The 17,257-nt window shown below is 61.8% G+C and carries 20 protein-coding genes and 2 tRNA genes; 20 read left to right on the top strand and 2 right to left on the bottom strand.

The window, feature by feature from the left end; translation table 11 throughout:
• Positions 1-55 precede the first annotated feature (55 nt).
• From ACTQ1E_RS00295 to ACTQ1E_RS00285, 3 genes are all read left to right on the top strand, one after another.
• Positions 56-370: a hypothetical protein gene (locus tag ACTQ1E_RS00295; protein WP_441564360.1), complete on the top strand. Its 315-nt coding sequence runs from the start codon at positions 56-58 to the stop codon at positions 368-370.
• A gap of 14 nt (positions 371-384) precedes the next feature.
• Positions 385-963: a xanthine phosphoribosyltransferase gene (locus ACTQ1E_RS00290; protein ID WP_427727567.1), complete on the top strand. Its 579-nt coding sequence runs from the start codon at positions 385-387 to the stop codon at positions 961-963.
• 65 nt (positions 964-1,028) lie between these two features.
• Entirely contained in the window at positions 1,029-1,427 is a 399-nt protein-coding gene (locus ACTQ1E_RS00285; protein WP_441564421.1) for a peptide chain release factor family protein, read from the top strand.
• An 87-nt stretch (positions 1,428-1,514) separates the two neighbouring features.
• Here the strand turns inward: ACTQ1E_RS00285 and ACTQ1E_RS00280 are convergent, their stop codons facing one another.
• Positions 1,515-2,477 carry a diacylglycerol/lipid kinase family protein gene (locus ACTQ1E_RS00280; RefSeq protein ID WP_441564359.1) on the bottom strand — a complete coding sequence of 321 codons (963 nt, stop codon included), beginning with the start codon at positions 2,475-2,477 and terminating at the stop codon, positions 1,515-1,517.
• Between the two features lie 87 nt (positions 2,478-2,564).
• Entirely contained in the window at positions 2,565-3,986 is a 1,422-nt protein-coding gene (locus tag ACTQ1E_RS00275) for a chloride channel protein (protein ID WP_441564358.1), read from the bottom strand.
• A gap of 210 nt (positions 3,987-4,196) precedes the next feature.
• Between ACTQ1E_RS00275 and ACTQ1E_RS00270 the strand changes: the two genes are divergently transcribed.
• From ACTQ1E_RS00270 to ACTQ1E_RS00190, 17 genes are all read left to right on the top strand, one after another.
• Entirely contained in the window at positions 4,197-5,459 is a 1,263-nt protein-coding gene (locus ACTQ1E_RS00270) for a molybdopterin molybdotransferase MoeA (protein ID WP_441564357.1), read from the top strand.
• 10 nt (positions 5,460-5,469) lie between these two features.
• Complete coding sequence (locus ACTQ1E_RS00265) at positions 5,470-5,949, top strand: MogA/MoaB family molybdenum cofactor biosynthesis protein (protein ID WP_427794485.1); 480 nt, start codon at positions 5,470-5,472, stop codon at positions 5,947-5,949.
• A 205-nt stretch (positions 5,950-6,154) separates the two neighbouring features.
• A complete protein-coding gene (gene modA, locus ACTQ1E_RS00260; protein WP_441564356.1) occupies positions 6,155-7,027 on the top strand; it encodes a molybdate ABC transporter substrate-binding protein in 873 nt (290 codons plus the stop codon).
• Positions 7,028-7,142: 115 nt separating this feature from the next.
• Entirely contained in the window at positions 7,143-8,624 is a 1,482-nt protein-coding gene (gene modB, locus ACTQ1E_RS00255) for a molybdate ABC transporter permease subunit (RefSeq protein ID WP_441564355.1), read from the top strand.
• A gap of 3 nt (positions 8,625-8,627) precedes the next feature.
• Entirely contained in the window at positions 8,628-9,698 is a 1,071-nt protein-coding gene (locus tag ACTQ1E_RS00250; protein WP_441564354.1) for a sulfate/molybdate ABC transporter ATP-binding protein, read from the top strand.
• A 116-nt stretch (positions 9,699-9,814) separates the two neighbouring features.
• Positions 9,815-10,165 (top strand): 2-hydroxyacyl-CoA dehydratase, encoded by a 351-nt coding sequence (locus ACTQ1E_RS00245; protein WP_441031830.1) that lies wholly within the window; start codon positions 9,815-9,817, stop codon positions 10,163-10,165.
• A gap of 7 nt (positions 10,166-10,172) precedes the next feature.
• Positions 10,173-10,613, top strand: a complete 441-nt coding sequence (locus ACTQ1E_RS00240; protein WP_427747749.1) for a BadF/BadG/BcrA/BcrD ATPase family protein — start codon at positions 10,173-10,175, stop codon at positions 10,611-10,613.
• Between the two features lie 84 nt (positions 10,614-10,697).
• Positions 10,698-11,747, top strand: a complete 1,050-nt coding sequence (gene selD / locus ACTQ1E_RS00235) for a selenide, water dikinase SelD (protein WP_441564353.1) — start codon at positions 10,698-10,700, stop codon at positions 11,745-11,747.
• Positions 11,748-11,807: 60 nt separating this feature from the next.
• Positions 11,808-12,434 (top strand): sulfurtransferase-like selenium metabolism protein YedF, encoded by a 627-nt coding sequence (gene yedF, locus ACTQ1E_RS00230; protein WP_441564352.1) that lies wholly within the window; start codon positions 11,808-11,810, stop codon positions 12,432-12,434.
• Positions 12,435-12,453: 19 nt separating this feature from the next.
• Positions 12,454-12,705 (top strand): DUF3343 domain-containing protein, encoded by a 252-nt coding sequence (locus ACTQ1E_RS00225; RefSeq protein ID WP_427727546.1) that lies wholly within the window; start codon positions 12,454-12,456, stop codon positions 12,703-12,705.
• Entirely contained in the window at positions 12,702-13,841 is a 1,140-nt protein-coding gene (locus tag ACTQ1E_RS00220; RefSeq protein ID WP_441564351.1) for an aminotransferase class V-fold PLP-dependent enzyme, read from the top strand. The genes ACTQ1E_RS00225 and ACTQ1E_RS00220 overlap by 4 nt, the downstream gene beginning before the upstream one ends.
• 66 nt (positions 13,842-13,907) lie before the next feature.
• Positions 13,908-15,266 carry a branched-chain amino acid transport system II carrier protein gene (gene brnQ / locus ACTQ1E_RS00215; protein WP_441564350.1) on the top strand — a complete coding sequence of 453 codons (1,359 nt, stop codon included), beginning with the start codon at positions 13,908-13,910 and terminating at the stop codon, positions 15,264-15,266.
• A 91-nt stretch (positions 15,267-15,357) separates the two neighbouring features.
• A tRNA-Pro gene (locus tag ACTQ1E_RS00210) sits at positions 15,358-15,434 on the top strand.
• A 6-nt stretch (positions 15,435-15,440) separates the two neighbouring features.
• Positions 15,441-15,514 (top strand) — tRNA-Gly (locus ACTQ1E_RS00205).
• Positions 15,515-15,935: 421 nt separating this feature from the next.
• Positions 15,936-16,133 carry a hypothetical protein gene (locus ACTQ1E_RS00200; protein WP_441562726.1) on the top strand — a complete coding sequence of 66 codons (198 nt, stop codon included), beginning with the start codon at positions 15,936-15,938 and terminating at the stop codon, positions 16,131-16,133.
• Positions 16,097-16,306: a hypothetical protein gene (locus ACTQ1E_RS00195; protein WP_441048643.1), complete on the top strand. Its 210-nt coding sequence runs from the start codon at positions 16,097-16,099 to the stop codon at positions 16,304-16,306. The genes ACTQ1E_RS00200 and ACTQ1E_RS00195 overlap by 37 nt, the downstream gene beginning before the upstream one ends.
• 39 nt (positions 16,307-16,345) lie before the next feature.
• On the top strand, positions 16,346-17,185 hold the full coding sequence (locus ACTQ1E_RS00190; protein ID WP_441564349.1) for a formate/nitrite transporter family protein: 840 nt from the start codon (positions 16,346-16,348) through the stop codon (positions 17,183-17,185).
• Positions 17,186-17,257: the final 72 nt, after the last annotated feature.

The raw sequence follows: 17,257 nt of genomic DNA, 5'->3' as shown, positions 1-17,257 counted from the left end.
GTTTGCAGGCGATTGGGGCCCCGTTTTTTGTGTTGCGCCACTCGAAAGGATGGATATGGAGAAAACCGCAGAGCAGCTGCGCCGCGAACACATCGCTCTTGAGGGAGACACCCATGGCAAGAACAAATGGGCGATTCTGTTTACGGTGCTCATCATGACGTTTATGGTGTGTCTGGATTCGACCGTCGTGACCGTGGCGCTGCCCGTGATGCAAAAGGGGCTGGGCGTGGTCCTCGATCGCATTCAGCTGGTAAGCTCGGTGTATCTGCTTGCGGCTTTGTGGTGCGATGCGGCTTGTGGGGCGGGCGGGGGTCGGTCCGTGGTAGACTATCGAACAACGTTTATTAATCGCGCGGTATCGTTGCCGTGAGAAGGGGTTGCGCCATGCAGGAGCTTGAGGACCGTATTCGCCATGACGGCATCGTAAAGGCTGGCAATGTCCTTAAGGTTGATGCTTTCCTCAACCACCAGTGCGACGTTGAACTGTTTGACCACATGGGCGCCGAGTGGGCCCGTCTGTTCGAGGATGTCGAGATTAACAAGATCCTTACGATCGAGGCTTCGGGCATTGGCATGGCTTGCATTGCGGCCCAGCATTTTGGCGGCGTGCCGGTGGTCTTTGCCAAGAAGGCACAGTCCATCAACCTCGACGGCGAGCAGTATGCCACGACCATCTACTCCTTTACCAAGCAGAAGGAGTACCCGGTTATCGTTGGCAAGCGCTTCCTGTCCGAGGGCGACAAGGTCCTGATTATCGACGACTTCCTGGCCAACGGCTGCGCGCTCGAGGGTCTTATCAAGATTTGTGAGGCTGCGGGTGCCGAGGTATCTGGTATTGGCATTGCGGTGGAGAAGGGCTTCCAGGGCGGTGGCGATAAGCTCCGCGAGCGCGGCTTCCGTGTTGAGAGCCTGGCCCGTATCGCCGATATGGACTGTGAGAACGGCGAGATCACCTTCGCCTAAGCGCGCAACACAAGCGATTGGTATGCGATGTGACAAAGGGGGTGTCCCTTTGTCACATTTTTTGTATGAGGGGAGGTGTTGATATGGATGAGAACAAGATGGGATGGCGTGAGTATGCGCGCTATGCCGAGATGTCGGTCGAGGAGCTGGCGCGCGATTGCGAGGTGCAGGTGTTTCGCGCGACGGGTCCGGGTGGGCAAGGCGTGAACACGACGGACTCGGCGGTGCGCATGAAACATATCCCTACGGGGATTACCGTGACGGCGCGCGAGAGTCGCAGTCAGTTCCAAAATCGTAGCTGCTGTTTGCGTAAGCTACGCGCTGAGCTTGAGCGTCGCGGGCGTCCACCGCGTCGACGCGTAAAGACCAAGGTGCCTCAGCGCTCTCGCCAGCGCAGACTTAATGACAAGCACTTCAACGCCATTAAAAAGGTCAACCGCCGCAAGCCGGGCGGGGAGGAGTGATCTTCTCGATAAGTTGCGGTGAAATAGGGACTGTTTTGCGGCTTTACCTGCATAAACAGTCCCTATTTCACCGCAACTTAGGGGTGGTTAGCGGGTTGGGCGCCAGACTTGGAGGGCGCCGGGTAGGATGTCGACTTCGATGCGCGAGGCGATAACAGGTTCGCCGTCGGCCTGGATGGGGTAGTCGGGCTCCCCAAAGGTGAGCTCGGCATGGCGGCAGCGGCGCATGCAAACCGGCGGCAACTTGGTATGGTGGCCGTCCTTGGCCGAAAGGAACATGGGAAGCGCGACCGCGCGCGGAACGGGGCCGCAGGCGTAGCAAACGTCGAGCATGCCGTCGCACGGGTCGGCATCGGGACAGATGCGATAGCCCGAGCCATAGGTGGGGCCCAGCTGAATCGCCATGATGATCGCCCTCACGCGCTCGGCGGGCGCGCCGTCAAAGCTGACTGTCATGGGGTAGTTGCGATAGCGCAGGCCAAACTGTTCAAGTCCCGAGAGGGTGTAGAGCGGAGCGCCGGTGAGGCCCGTCTTTTTGCGCAGCTCGGTGGTGCCCAGGCCGATGGCGGCGTCAATACCGACGGAGAGCGTCTGGTCGTAGTACTCAACGGAAGCCTCGCCGCTACCGCTTGCAGGGTTCCATGAGCGAATGCGACCGATGTCCTGACGCTGCAGCTCGCAGGTGAGCAGCGCGCCAAAATCCTTGCCGGAGAAATTTTCTATACCGAGCGTTTGGGCAAAATCGTTGCCGGAACCCACGGGTAGGATGGCAAGAGCGGGGCGGGGGTCCTCCTTTTGTGCCATAAGCCCGTTGACGACCTCGTGGATCACGCCGTCGCCGCCAAGGGCGATAACGGTGCGATAGCCCTGAGCCTGTGCGGCCAGCTCCTTGGCGTGCCTCATACGCTCGGTCAATACCAGGTCAAACTGGGATGCGCGTGCAGTCATGTCCAAAAAGCGTTGCAGGCGCTCGGCAACTTCGCGCGCCGCACCCGATTGGGCGGCTGGGTTGGCGATGATGAGCGTGCGACCAAAATCAGTTGCGTGCATGGGCGACTCCCGGCATATGGCGTGACGGTGCGGTCGCGCTCGGGTCGAATTGCCCCCCGATTGTGGCTGCACGGCGAATACTTACGTCTACTCTATCAGGTCATTGTGGCGCTCGATAGCATCCGCTACCGTACCGCCCTCATCCACTATAAGCGAACGGCGCTTGGGTGAGATGATGCGCTGGGCAGGGTACACGCCGCGGTGTCCGCCGGCGAGATAGCTGATAAAGGCCACGATGACAAAGAACCCGGCGGCCGTGCCGTGGAACAGGTCGATGGCCATCATGCAGGTGGTGATGGGCACGTTAAGGCCGGCACAGAACACGCCGAGCATGCCGAGAGCCGCCAGAAAACTGGGGTCGAGCCCGGTAAGGCAACCGATCCAGCCACCGAGTGCCGCACCGATGCCAAACAGGGGCGTGACCTCGCCGCCTTGGAAACCGGCACCCAGGGTGAGTGCCGTTACGACGAGCTTGATGGCGGCGTCGGCGAGGGTGGTGTTGCCGGCAAACCCGGCGCCCGAAAGCCACGTGGAAAGGCCGGCGTAGTCCCAGGCGTCGAGGAGGGCATAGACAGCCAAAACCACGAGTGCGCCTATAAGTGCGCGAACGAGGTAATTGGTGATAAAGCGACCGTACAGGCTCTTGACGGTTCGAACCGACCAGGCAAAGAGGCGTGCCGTCAGCCCGAAGATAATGGCGCTGATAACAACGATAACGACCGTTTTGGGTGTCATGGCGGGAACGCTGGCGATGGCATTCGCTTCGTACTCGGTACCCAGGGCGAGTGATGTAAAGTAGCCGCTAAACGAGGCGACCAGGCAGTAGATCCCTGCGGTGTAGTCGATCTTGCCGATAAAGCACATCTCCATGCCAAAGAAAGCTCCGGCAAGGGGCGAACCGAATACGGCGCCAAAGGCCGACGAGATGCCGGCGAGCATGAGGTCGTGGTGGTCATGCTTTTTGAGGTGGGCGAGGCTTGAGATGTTGCTGGCGATGGTGCCGCCAATCTGCACCGCGGCTCCCTCGCGACCGGCCGATCCGCCCGTTAGGTGCGTGAGCGTGGAGCAGACGAAGGTGAGGACGGCCATGCGCTTATGGATGAGGCGTGTGCCCAGAGCGGAGTCGATGACCAGGTTGTTACCGCGTTTGGCGGCAAGACCGTGGTTTTTGTACGCCCATGCGGTGGCAACGCCCACAACGGGAAGCATGGCGTAGATCCACGTATGGTGCTCGCGATAGTCGGTCGCGATATTCAACGAGGCCAAAAACGCCCAAGCGGCAACGCCCATGGCGAGCGAGACGATGACGACGAGCACGAGCAATTTAGCGCTCGCGAGTAGGTTGTGGGCATTGCGGCGCGTGTCGGCAGCCAAGAGATGCTCGGAGCGGGTGAGCTGTTGCCTGCCTGCCATGATGACGTCGTTAAGGGAGAAAAAGCCGCCGTTGTCGAGCGACTGGGAATGATCCTGCGCCTCGTTTGCGCTTTCGGGTTTGTCGGTAAAAGCCATACGGTCCTCTTTTAGGTTGCAACACGAGCATTATAGAACGTGCCAAACGTGACAAACCGGCAGGTTGGTTTCGGTTCTATTTCGCGGCTTGCGGCCGACAGATGTATTCGAGAACGTGGGTCGTTTCGCCGCCGTGCGGCAGGGGATTATACTGAGATAAGCATAAAGAATTGGCGCCCCCGTTGTGCGCTGTGGCATTAAGAGGTGCATATGGCAGAGAAACTCATTCCGCTGGAGGACGCGCAGTCGATTGTTCTGTCGCACGTTGCTCCGACCGATCTCGTCGAGATTCCCGTGTGGCAGGCCGCCGGCCTTCCCTTGGCCGAGGACGCGGTGGCCGATATCGACATTTCGCCGTTTGCTAACAGCGCTATGGACGGATATGCCGTACGCGCCGTCGACCTCGCCAAAGCGTCCACCGATGCGCCCGTGACGCTTTCTGTCGTGGGGCACGAGGCTGCGGGCCATGTCTTTGAGGGCGCAATCGGCGCGGGCGACACGGTTCGTATCATGACGGGCGCGCCGGTACCCGAAGGTGCCGATGCCGTGGTGAAGTACGAGATCGTCGATGTGCTCGACGGTGACGGCAACGAGGGTTCGCGTGTGAGATTCTCGGCGCCGGCCAAGGTGGGGGAGAACGTTCGATCGGCTGCCGAGGAAGCGCATGCTGGCGACGTCGTGATGTACGCTGGAGAGGTTGTGGCTCCGGCGGGCGCCGGCTTGCTGGCGAGCGCCGGGTATGCGAGTGTAAAGGTGCATGCCGCTCCGCGCGTGGGCATTATCTCGCTGGGGACGGAACTGGTCGCACCGAGTAACGTGCCGGCGCGCGGGCAGATTCGCGACTCCAACTCGTCGGCGTTGATGGCCGAGGCGCTCGATGCAGGAGCCGAGCCCGTGTTCTACGGCATTGCGCCCGATGATGAGCAGGCGATTGCCGAGTTGGTGCATCGCGCCGCGCAGGAGTGCGATTTTGTCATTACGAGTGGTGGCGCCTCTGCGGGTGATTACGACTATGTGACGGCGCTCGTTCGGCGCGAGGGCGAGGTGCTGTTCGACCGCATCTCGATGCGTCCCGGCAAGGCCATCACGTTTGGCTTGCTCGCAGGTAAGCCCTACCTCGGGCTTTCGGGCAATCCCGCGGCGGCGTATGTGGGCTTTGAGATGCTCGCCCGCCCGGCAATCCGCAAGATGCGCGGCTTTGCCGAGGGCGTGCGTCCCGTGCAGCAGGCGAAGCTCACACACGGCGTGAAGAAGCGACAGCATCGCCGCTTCTTCGATCGTGCCACGGTTTTGCGCGACCCCGAGACCGGTGAGCTGTTGGTGACCGAGACCAAGACGCAGAATTCGGCGCTGCTCGGCACGATGCAGCGGGCCAACTGCCTGCTGCGTATTGACGAAGGCCCGTGTGACCTCAGGGCGGGCGACGTCGTGGATGTCGTGCGTGTCGACTTGCCTGAGGGCGCGGTGCTATAGGAGGAATGCTATGGAGCTGAAGATATCGATTGTGACGTGCTCGGATACGCGCGATCTTGCCCAGGACGAGGCGGGTGCTGCGCTCGAGGAACTCATCGCGGCGCAGGGCTGGACGGTCGCCTCGCATGTGGTCGTGCGCGACGACGTCAGCGAGATCGGTGATGCCATTGTGGAAGCGGCCGATGAGTGCCACGCCAATGTCGTGCTCACCTGCGGCGGCACGGGCCTTTCGATGCGCGACGTGACGCCCGAGGCGACGCGTGCCGTCTGCGACCGCGATGTACCGGGCATTGCAGAGGCAATCCGTGCGTACTCCATGACCAAGACGCGCCGCGCTATGCTTTCGCGCGCCGTGTGCATGCAGCGTGGGCATACGCTTGTCATCAACTTTCCGGGATCAACGAAAGCGGCCCGCGAAAGCTGGGAGGCTGTGAGCGACCAGCTGGAGCACGCAGCTCAAATGACGGCGGGGGGCGGGCACGCCAAATAAGCGCATTACCTGCGGCGGAGTGACCTTACGGGCTGCTCCGCCTTTTTTATGCAGCGACAGTGCGGGCCGTCTCGTGGTTATCGGTAAAGGAAAATTATTAGACGAGAAATATTTATCACAAACACTATTCGCGCAAAAGTATAATCTAGTAACAGAATAAAGCTTGCGGCGGGGTGCCCGGGCGTAGCCTTCGAAAGGGATGAACATGTTCGATATGGTTTCTCGCCGCGGATTCGTCTCGCTCTCTGCTGTCGCCGCTGCCGGCCTTGGGCTTGCCGGCTGCTCCGGCAACAAGACGTCTGGGCCGACTGGCTCCGATGCCGGCTCCTCCAAGATTTCGTCCAAGAAGGCTGTCGAGCTGCAGGTCTTTGCCGCCAACTCGCTCGAGAAGGCCCTGCCCGAGGTTCAGAAGCTCTATACCGACCAGACCGGCACCACGTTTGCCGACACGCAGTTTAAGGCGTCTGGCGACCTTGTCGAGCAGATGCGCGCCGGTGCTGCGGTCGACGTACTCATCACGGCCTCCAAGGGCGCCATGGATGACGCCGAGGCCGCCGAGCTCGTCGACGCCGACACGCGTGAGGACATGTTCGTCAATGACCTCGTGGTCATTCGTGCCGAGGGCTCCGATATCAAGGTAGAGGCCATCGCCGACGTCGCGAACCTGGACGGCAAGATCGCCATCGGCGACGCCAAGACCGTTCCCGCTGGCAAGTACGCCAACCAGGCCCTGGCCTCCGTGGGCCTCTACACCGGCACCGAGGGCGACGACGGCGAGTATGCGCCCGATTTCGCCGACAAGGTGGCTCTGGCCGACAAGGTCGGCACCGCTGCGTCTTACGTCTCTACGGGCGATTGCGTGGCCGGTTTTGTCTACAGCTCCGATATCTTCCGCTACGACGGCATCGAGGAGACCTTCGTGTGCCCCGAGGACTCGCACAAGCCCATCGTGTATCCCGGCGCTGTCGCCGATAGCTCCGAGCACGCCGACGAGGCCAAGGCGTTCATCGACTTCTGCCTGACCAACAAGAAAGCCCAGAAGATTTGGGCTAAGTACGGCTTTGAGCTTTCCGCGTAGTTCGCAACATCGCTGCATAACGATATGCTTGAGGGCGGGCGTTCTCGCGATCGCCCGCCCTTTTGATTGAACCGGCGTGTCCGCGCGCCGTTGCCCTGTGTTTGAGGAGTCGCCCGTGTCAAGGAAAACGATTCGCCTGCTCGCCGTGCTGGCTGCGGTTCTGTGCGTGCTGACCGCACCGCCCGGGGTTGCTCGGGCCGAGGCGCTCTTCACCACCGCCGATGGCCGCCAGGCGACCGAAGATTCCGCGCTTATCGATGGCGTCGGGTTTGGCCTCAACGCGTTTGAGCGCAATGCCAAGGGCACGGCCCGTTCGTTTGCGGGTCAGCCCGAGGGTTACCGTTTTCCTATCTACAAGAAGACGACCCTCGTGACGGTGACGACGCCTGAGAGCATCGTGGTCTGGCTCGACGCCCATGCCGCCAAAGACGCGGGGCTCGATATCTCAAAGGCAGATGACCAAAAGGCGCTCAAGAAGATGCTCGTGGGGCTCGACAAGTCGCACTCCATGGGTGGGGCGTTGCTGGAGGATTCTAATCTCGAATGGGTTTTTACCTCGGATAACGCGCTGGTGCAGAGCGATTACCGCTATCAGTTTAAGGTGAAGGGCGGCAACGGCGATTACTACACGGTAGTGAATGCCGCCGACGCCGCGAATGCCGAGCTAGATTTGGGTGACGGCGTCCTGTGGAGCGATAACGCCGCCCTCGTGCGGTATGCGGACGTGTCGACGACGGTGCCGCCGTCGCTGGCGGAGCGCGCCGCAGCCTTCTTGGGCGACATCGACTATCGCCCGTTTTGGGTGTCCATAAAAACGAGCGGCCTTGCCCTGCTGATCTCCTTTGCGCTGGGGCTGTTCGCCGCGTGGAAGACTATGGGTACCTCGAGCCGCATCAGGGGCCTGCTCGATTCGGTCTTTACGATTCCTATGGTATTGCCGCCCACGGTCTGCGGCTTTCTGCTCCTCATGCTGTTTGGTCGCTCGACCGGGGTGGGCCAGTGGCTTATTGCGCACGGCATCTCGATTGTCTTTACGTGGCCGGCGGCGGTGATATCTGCCGTGGTGGTGTCGTTTCCCCTGGTCTACCGTACGGCACTTGGTGCCTTCGAGAGCCTCGACACGCAGATGCTCGACGCCGCGCGAACCTTAGGATGGTCCGAACGTCGCATCTTTGCCAAGCTCATGATGCCGCTCGGCTGGCCCTCCATCGCCGCCGGCACGGTGCTCGCCTTTGCCCGCGCAATGGGCGAGTTTGGCTGCACCCTGTTCTTTGCGGGCAACTACGCCGGCATTACGCAGATCATTCCCATCGCCATTTACTTTGAATGGATGGGCGGCAACACGTCGGTGGCGCTCTTTTGGGTCATCGTCGTTATCATGTTCAGTTTCCTGGTCATTCTGTTCATCAATATGTACACCGCTCATTCGCAAAAGTATCGCGAGCGGGGCCTTTCCCGTGCGGAGCGCAAGCAGGCCAAAGATCTCGCCGGACGGGGCGATTCACTCGACCCGGCGGGCGGCGATGCCTTGCGTATCGATCGCGAGGCGCTGGCCGAGCTCATGCGCGATGACGCCGTCTCGGAGGGAAGTCGATAGGCCATGTCGCTCGTTCTGGATATCAAAAAGCACTATCCCGGGTTTACACTCGACATGCAGCTCGAGGCCGGCGAGGAGCGTGTGGCGCTGCTGGGCGCCTCGGGCTGCGGCAAGAGCTGTACGTTGCGCTGCATTGCCGGCGTGGAGACGCCCGACGAGGGCAAGATCGTCGTCAACGGTGTGACCTTTTTTGACTCGGCGGCGGGCATCAACCTGTCGCCCCAGGAGCGAAAATGTGCCCTGCTGTTCCAAAACTATCAGCTGTTTCCCAACATGACGGTGGCCGATAACGTATGCGCTGGTGTAAAGGACGCGGGCGACGCCGCAGCGCGCAAAAGGTTGGCGGAGCGCTATCTGGGTATTTTCGGTCTGGCCGATTTTGCCGACCGCTACCCCGCGCGCCTTTCGGGCGGGCAGCAGCAACGCGTGGCGCTCGCCCGCATGGTGGCGGCGCATCCGGGCATCTTTATGTTCGACGAGCCCATGAGCGCGCTCGATTCCTATCTTAAGAGCGCCCTCGAGCAGAACATGCTCGACCTGTTCGATGTGTGCAACCGCACCGTGCTCTACGTGAGCCACGACATCGACGAAGCGTGCCGCCTCTGCCAGCGCATCTGCGTGATGCACGACGGGTATGTTGAGGAGATCGGCTCCATCGAGGACGTGGTTCGCCATCCGCAGACGCTGGCGGCGCTGCGCCTGACGGGGTGTAAGAACACAAGCCGCGCACGAAAGATCGGGCCCGAGGAAGTTGAGGCCCTCGACTGGGGCATGACCTTTAACGTGGGTCGCGAGGTTCCCGATAATGTGGTGTACCTGGGCATTCGCGCAAGTTACTTCCATGTGGACAACCGTGCCGAGCGGGGCCGCAATAGCTATGATTTGCACGTGGCCCGTGTGAGCGATTCGCGTTTTGAGCGCCTGGTGCTGCTGGACGTGCCGCGCGTCGATGCGCCCACGCGCCTGCAGTGGAAGGTCAACAAGGTGGGCGTGCCTGTCGACGGGCTGCCGCAAGCGGGCGAGACGCTGCGCATGCATTTTGATGCCAGTAGGATCCATTTGGTCTGTCGATAGCGCCGGGTAATGCCGTCGGGGATATAAGTCTCGGCGGCTTTGCCTTGCCGTTCGCCGAATGAGGGATGACAAACTCTTATCAATCAAGATAATTATTTATTAAACGACGGCACACGATGCTGTCGTACGACGATGCCGCGGGGGCTGCAAGCGTGGCTCTGTGCGGTACGTCCGACGAGGTGATTCCCGAGGCCGAGAAGGTGCTGCCGTCAAACCTCTGCCCGCTCATCAAGTCGACGTACGGCTTTGCCTACTCGCAAAAGTGCCCGTTTACGTACTTTAGCGACATGATCATCGGCGAGACCACCTGCGACGGCAAGAAGAAGATGTACGAGCTGCTGGGGGAGCTTAAGCGCACGCACATTCTGCATCTTCCTCAGGGTCGCGACCGCGCCTACGAGCGTGAAGGCTGGTACGAGGAGTGCCGCCTGCTCAAGGAGGAGCTCGAGGGCTTCTACGGCGGCTAAGGCCGCTGTGGTCGATGGGGTGGATTCGGTGACGTGGACCTGCGTGCAGCCAACCGGGTTCTCCTCGGTCGATGCTTCCGAGCGGCTGCGCGAGGCACTGGCAGCGGCTGGCTATGACGTGGCTGCCGACCTGGCGCGTTCCGGCGAGCCCACCAAGATCAGCAGCATGTGCACGGTGTTTGCCGAGAGCGAGGTCATTAGTCTGATCGGTCGCGGCGAGCCGCGCGAGAACATTGCCCGCGGTGTGATCGAGAGCGTCGTGTCGCGTGTGGCGACCATGGCCTCGCAAGCCGCGGGCGCCCCGTACTATCTGACCGGTGGTCTGTGCGAAAATGCCTATGTCGTCGAGCGTCTTGGCGCATTGGTGGGCTCGCCGGTCACCACCTCGCCCCAGGCCCGCTTTGCCGGTGCCATCGGCGCGGCCATTCGAGCCCAGGCGCTCGCGTAGGGGGCCGGTGCGATAAATTGCCCGCTCTCGGCGCCGCCATGCGTATACTGGGAGGAACTGATTGACCGATGAGAGGAGGTATCGATGGCTGACGATCTCATGAAGCTCACGCAGATGACTGCCGCGAGCGGTTGAGCCGCTAAGTTGGCTCCTGGAGCCCTCGCCCAGGTCCTGGGCGACTTACCCAATGTGCATAACGACAACCTGCTCGTGGGGTTCGATACCTCCGACGATGCGAGCGTCTTCCGCGTTGGCGATAACTTGGGCCTCGTGCAGTCCATCGACTTCTTCCCACCGATGGTCGACGACCCGTTCCTGTTTGGCCAGATCGCCGCGGCAAACTCGCTGTCGGACATCTACGCCATGGGCGGACGGCCGAGCCATGCCATGAACCTGCTTTGCATACCCAGTTGCCTGGGCGTTGAGGTTGCCGGCCAGATTCTGGCGGGCGGCGCCGACAAGTGCGTCGAGGCCTGCTGTGCCATCGCGGGCGGCCACACCATCAACGACGACGAGCCCAAGTACGGCCTGTCCGTGAGTGGCTTTGTCGCGCTTGACCGTATGCTCGCCAACAGCGGCGCACGCGTGGGCGATGTTCTGCTGCTGACCAAGGCGATCGGCTCGGGCATCATCACTACGGCCATTAAGGGCGAGCTCATCGAACAGGACGAGGCCGCAGCCATGTTTGACTCGATGCGGACCCTCAACGAGGCTCCGATTCGTCTGGCCGAGGACCTCGAGCTTCATGGCTGCACCGACATCACGGGCTTTGGCCTGATCGGACATGCGTGCGAGATGGCCGAGGGCTCGGGCGTGCAGATTGAGCTTGTGTCGGGGGCGGTGCCGCTCTTTGACCAGGTGCTCGACATGGCACGCCTTGGCATTATCCCTGCCGGCGCCTACCGCAACCAGGACTTTTTTGGCCCGCGCGTGGCAGTCGACGATGGTCTGGAGCCGGGGATGCTCGACGCGCTGTACGATCCGCAGACCTCGGGCGGCCTGCTTATCGCGGCACCTGCTGCCGATGTGGATGAGCTTGCGCGCCGTCTGCATGCCGAAGGACGTATCGCCTCCGTCGTCGGCCTCGTGTGCGAGCCGGTGCCGGGCGGTCCTGCCGTCCACGTTGTCCGCTAGCCCGCACGTTTATGTAACTGTTTACCGTTCTCTAGAACGGTTCTTTCGAAAGGAAATGCTATGTCTACCAAGATTGAAGTTAATGCCGTGGGCGATGCTTGCCCGCTGCCCGTCGTCAAGACGCTTAAGGCGCTCAAGCAACTCGATGGCGAGGGCGTTGTCGTGACCTCGGTCGATAACGAGACCGCCGTCAAGAATATCTCCAAGATGGCGCAGGAGAAGGGCTGCACGGCCTCGGTCGAGAAGGTTTCTGACGCCGAGTGGCACGTGACCGTGGCGACCGCCGGTGCCGTGGCCGTTGCGGACCCCGAGCAGGACGGTGCTGCTTTCTGCGACGCCAGCGCCGGCAAGGGCAAACTCGTCATTTCCGTCTACACCGACTGCATGGGCCGCGGCGACGACGAGCTGGGCCACAAGCTCATGAAGGCCTTCATCTTTGCCGTGACGCAGCAGGAGGAGCTGCCCGCGACCATGCTGTTCTACAACGGCGGCGCCAAGCTCACCGTCGAGGGCTCGCCGGTGCTCGATGACCTGAAGGGCCTGGCCGAGCAGGGCGTCGAGATTCTCACCTGCGGTACCTGCCTGGACCACTTTGGCATTAAAGACCAGCTTGCGGTGGGCGAGGTCACCAACATGTACGTGATCGTGGAGAAGATGGAGCAGGCCGTGCGCGTCGTGCGCCCGTAGCGTATTGGTTGGAGTTGCCATGAGGGAGAAGCGCCCGGCGCTTGTCATCACGTTTCCCACCACGGCGGCCGCCATGGGCTGCGAGTCTCTATGCATCGAGCGCGGCCTTCCCGGGCGCACGATTCCCGTGCCCGGGGAGGTCGCTGCCGGCTGCGGCTTGGCGTGGAAGGCGTTGCCTGCCGATGAGGAGCTGCTGCGCGCCGAGCTTGCCGCAGCTGGTGTTCCCACCGAGGGCTTTACGGTGATTGACATGTGGGAGGTCGTGCGATGATCTATCTGGATAACGCGGCGACGACCATGCTCAAGCCGCAGGCGGTCATCGATGCCGTGACGCAGGCGATGTGCTCGCTCGGCAATGCCGGGCGCGGCGCCACGTCGGGTGCTCTCGATGCGGCTCGTACGATTCACGGTTGCCGTGCCAAGCTCGCGCGCCTTTTGGGTTGCCCGAGAGCGGACCATGTGTGCTTTACGCCCAACTCCACGGCTGCGCTCAACACCGCCATCTGTGGCGTGGTGCGTCCCGGCGACCGTGTGGTCACGACGGCGCTCGAGCACAACTCGGTGTTACGCCCGCTCAATCGCCTGGCGGCGGAACAGGGTGTGGCGGTTGAGCATGCGGGCTGCGACGCGAACGGCGTGCTCGACTACGACGAGCTCGAGCGGTTGGTCACGCCGGACACGCGTGCTGTGGTGGTGACGCACGCCTCCAATGTGACCGGCAACGCGGTCGACATTGCGCGCGTGGCGGCCATGGCCCATGCGGCAGGTGCGCTGGTGATCGTCGATGCCTCGCAGTCTGCCGGCACGGCGAAGATTGACATGGATGCCATGGGGCTCGACGTGGTGTGCTTTACCGGCCACAAGGGGCTCATGGGACCTCAAGGCACCGGCGGCCTGGCCGTGGTGGAAGGCATTGACGTGGCGCCGTGGGCCATGGGCGGCACGGGCGTGCACAGCTTCGATGAGCTGCAGCCGCTTGAGTGGCCCACGCGCCTTGAGGCGGGCACGCTCAACGGTCACGGTATCGCGGGCCTTTCTGCCGGCCTCGACTTTATCGAGGCACAAGGCGGGGTCGAGGCGATTGCGGCGCATGAGCGCTCGCTTGCAGAGCGCTTCCTTGCCGGCGTGCGCGAGATTCCGGGGATTAAGCTCTACGGTGTCTTTGACCAGCCCGTGCGCTCGGCGATCGTCTCACTCAACGTGGGTGATATCGACTCTGCCCAGATTTCGGACGCGCTCATGCAGGGGTGGGGGATTGCGACGCGCCCCGGCGCCCATTGTGCCCCGCTCATGCACCGCGCGCTCGGGACTGAGCGTCAGGGTGTCGTTCGTTTCTCGTTTGGGTATTTCAACACGGACGAGGAAGTCGACACCGCGATTGACGCGCTCCGCGATTTAGCCTGCTAGAGCGTATATACTTGCGGGACGGGTCTTTTGCCCGTCCCGTTTTGTTTCGACCCGAAAGGTGGTCCCATGGCCTCATCCGCCCCGCGCGGCCTGCGCTCCGACCATGTCGTTACCGTCGGCATCGCCCTGTTCTCGATGCTCTTTGGCGCCGGCAACCTCATTATTCCGCCGCTGTTGGCGCTGCAGGCAGGCTCTGCCACGCCGCTCGCCATGCTCGGCTTTCTCATCGCCGCCATCGGCCTGCCCGTCATGGGCTTTATCGCCGTGGCGCTTGCCGGAACGGCGCGCGAGCTGGCCGGGCGTGTGCATCCTAAGTTTGGCGAATTCTTCGTTGCGGCGGTGTATCTAGCCATCGGCCCGTGCCTGGCTATTCCGCGCACGAGCTCCACGGCCTTCGAGATGCTGGTGCCGCTGCTGCCGGAGGGCGTCTCGCTCGGCACGGCACGTCTGGTGTTTGCCGTTGGCTTCTTTGTCGTCGCGTTTGCGCTCACGCTGCGTCCGGGCGTTATCACGCGCGTGCTCGGCCGCATTACGGGACCCGCGCTCATTGCACTCATCGTGCTGGTCGTGGGTGCCGCCGTGGTCTCGCCGTTGGGGCCGGCTGCTGCGCCGCAGGCTCCCTACGATGCAGGCGCTGCCGTGCAGGGCTTTTTGACCGGCTATCAAACCATGGACCTGCTTGCGTCGCTCGCCTTTGGCATTATCATCGCCGAGACCATCCACGAGCTGGGCGTGACCGATGACAAGCGCGTGGCCTTCGAGATTTCGCGTTCCGGTGTGATCGCCGGTGTGCTCATGGCCATCATCTACTGCGGCCTGGCGCTTGCCGGCATGCAGCTCGGCACGGTTATACCCGACGCTACCAACGGCGCCGCCATCCTTGCCCGCTCTGCCTCCATACACTTTGGTCTTGCCGGCACGATCGTGGTCTTTGCGATCTTTTTCCTCGCCTGCATGAACGTGTGCATCGGCCTCATCAGCTGCTGCTCGCGCTACTTCTGCGAGACGTATGTGGTCGAAGGGGGAGCGGAGGCTCCCGAGGAGGCTATGCGCCGTCCCTTTGCGGTTCTCGCCTTTGTGTTCGCGGCGTTTTCTTGCGTGCTCTCCAACGTGGGCCTCGACGCGATCCTCATGTTCTCGGTGCCTATGCTCAATGCCCTGTATCCCGTTGCCATCGTGCTGGTGCTTATGGGCCTGGTGCACGGCTTTTGCGACGCGCATCCGCAGGTGTGGGTCTGGGTCGGCGGCGTCGTCGCGGTGCAGAGCGTGATCACCTCGGTCCGCGACGCGTTCTTTGCGGGCGCGTGGCTGCCGTTCGATGCGCTGCCGCTGGCGGATATTGGAGCCGCGTGGGCGCCGGCCGCCGTGGTGGCGTTTGTGATTGGCCTGCTCCATAGCCAGTTTGTCACACATTCGAGGAGCTAGGGTATCGTCGCTTGCACAGGAGAGAAGTCTCCCCTATAATTTCCTTCGCTTTGGGACACGCAAGGTTTAGACCTTAGCTGCTCAACACCTTCGGGACGTGGCGCAGTTTGGTAGCGCGCCTGCTTTGGGAGCAGGATGTCGCAGGTTCAAATCCTGTCGTCCCGACCATATCTTGCGGGCGTAGTTCAATGGTAGAACCCCAGCCTTCCAAGCTGATGACGCGGGTTCGATTCCCGTCGCCCGCTCCATAGGATAGTTTTAACGGCTTTGGCTCCATTTGGTGCCAGAGCCGTTTGCATAAGCGTGCCGGGCGACGGGAATCGAACCCGGCAGGGTGCGAAGCTGAGAAAATGCGTGAGCATTTTCCAGCGCAGCACGCAAGGGCCAATGGCCCGCAGCGAAACAAGGGTTTGCGAAGCAAACCCTTGGACTTCCCGTCGCCCGCTCCATAAGATTGATGAATGGCTCTGCTTCCTTTTGGAAGCAGAGCATTTCCATATACATGCTGGGAACCCCACATCCCCTCCTAAGTTGCGGTGAAATACGGACTGTTTTCCGGCTTTTATGGCCCATGTAGTCCGTATTTCACCGCAACTTGCACCTGCGCTTCAGGTTGAGATTGCTCGGCCAGGAAACGCCGGCTATTATCTGGCAGATTATGGTTGGCACGTGCCGTCGCTACTCGAGGCCTGCGATGCGCTGCTCGACGAACGCGGTTTTCGCGGGTCGGCCAAGGCCGGCATCTCGGTGTTTGACGACGACTTTGGCCTGCATGCTCAGCAGGTGGCACCATCCGCCTGCTCGACAAACGCGACGTGGCCCGCAAGTCGATGTTCACCGCGCATTCGCTCCCTTTGTCGATTCTGATCGAAGAAATCGAGCAATCGTGCGATGATATCTTCTTCATAGGGATTCAGCCGGGCGACACGGAGTTCTACAACCCCATGTCCCCGGAAGTCTTTGACGCCGTTGACGCCGTGTACGACGCCGTGGCCGCCAACGACTTTTCCCACTTTGTCCGCTTGGGACAGGAGCTGTAGCAGCGCTTGTCCCTGGTGATTAGGAAAGAAGTGATTGACATGGCAGATTCCAAGGTGGAGTACCCTGCTCCCGATTGCCTGGCGCCCGCCGCGATCGAGGCCAAGACCGAGGCCGCCGGTGTGACTAAGGCTAACCTGCCGGTCGCTCAGGCCTTTCTGTTGGCAATGTTCGCCGGCGCGTTTATCGCCTTCGGCGGTCTGTTCTTTACGGTGTTTTTGAGCGACAGCACGATGGGCTGGGGTGCCCAGCGCGTCGTGGGCGGCCTGTGCTTTTGCCTGGGCCTGGTGCTGGTGCTGGTGTGTGGCGCCGAGTTGTTCACCGGTAATTCGCTTATGGTCTGCGCGCTCAAGAGCAAAAAGATCACCCTGGTCCAGATGCTCAAGGCTTGGGTCGTCGTGTGGCTTGGCAACTTTGCCGGTGCCCTGTTCATCGTCTTTTTGGTGTACATGGCCGGCGTTTACAAGCTCAACGGCGAGGCGGTCGCCAATTCCATGGTGAGTGTCGCCGCCGGCAAGGTGACGATCGACTGGCTGACGATCTTCTTCCGCGGCATCCTGTGTAACATCTTTGTGTGCCTGGCCGTGTGGATCGGTACCGCCGGCAAGACCGTGGTCGATAAGGTCGTGGGCATTCTGCTGCCCATCGCCGCCTTTGTGGCCTGCGGTTTTGAGCACTGCGTTGCCAATATGTACTTTTTGCCCATGGGTGCCGTGATGCACGCGTGCGGCTATGGTGCCGACGTCGCCGGCGCCGATGCGCTCAATGCCGCGGGCATTGCGTTTAACCTGTCCGCCGCCACGCTGGGCAACATCGTGGGCGGTGCGGTTCTGGTCGCGCTCGGCTACTGGTTTATCTACGCCAAGAAGTCTGAGGCGTAGGGTACCGTCTGTTTGACGTTGGACCTCCCGCGGGGCGTCGCCGTGCGAGGATAATAGCGATTGATTGACTCA

The organism is Collinsella sp. LCP21S3_C7 (assembly GCF_052118485.1).
GTDB lineage: Bacteria > Actinomycetota > Coriobacteriia > Coriobacteriales > Coriobacteriaceae > Collinsella.
The sequence above is the reverse complement of the archived record's forward strand: the minus strand, read 5'-3'. Positions and strand labels throughout refer to the sequence as shown.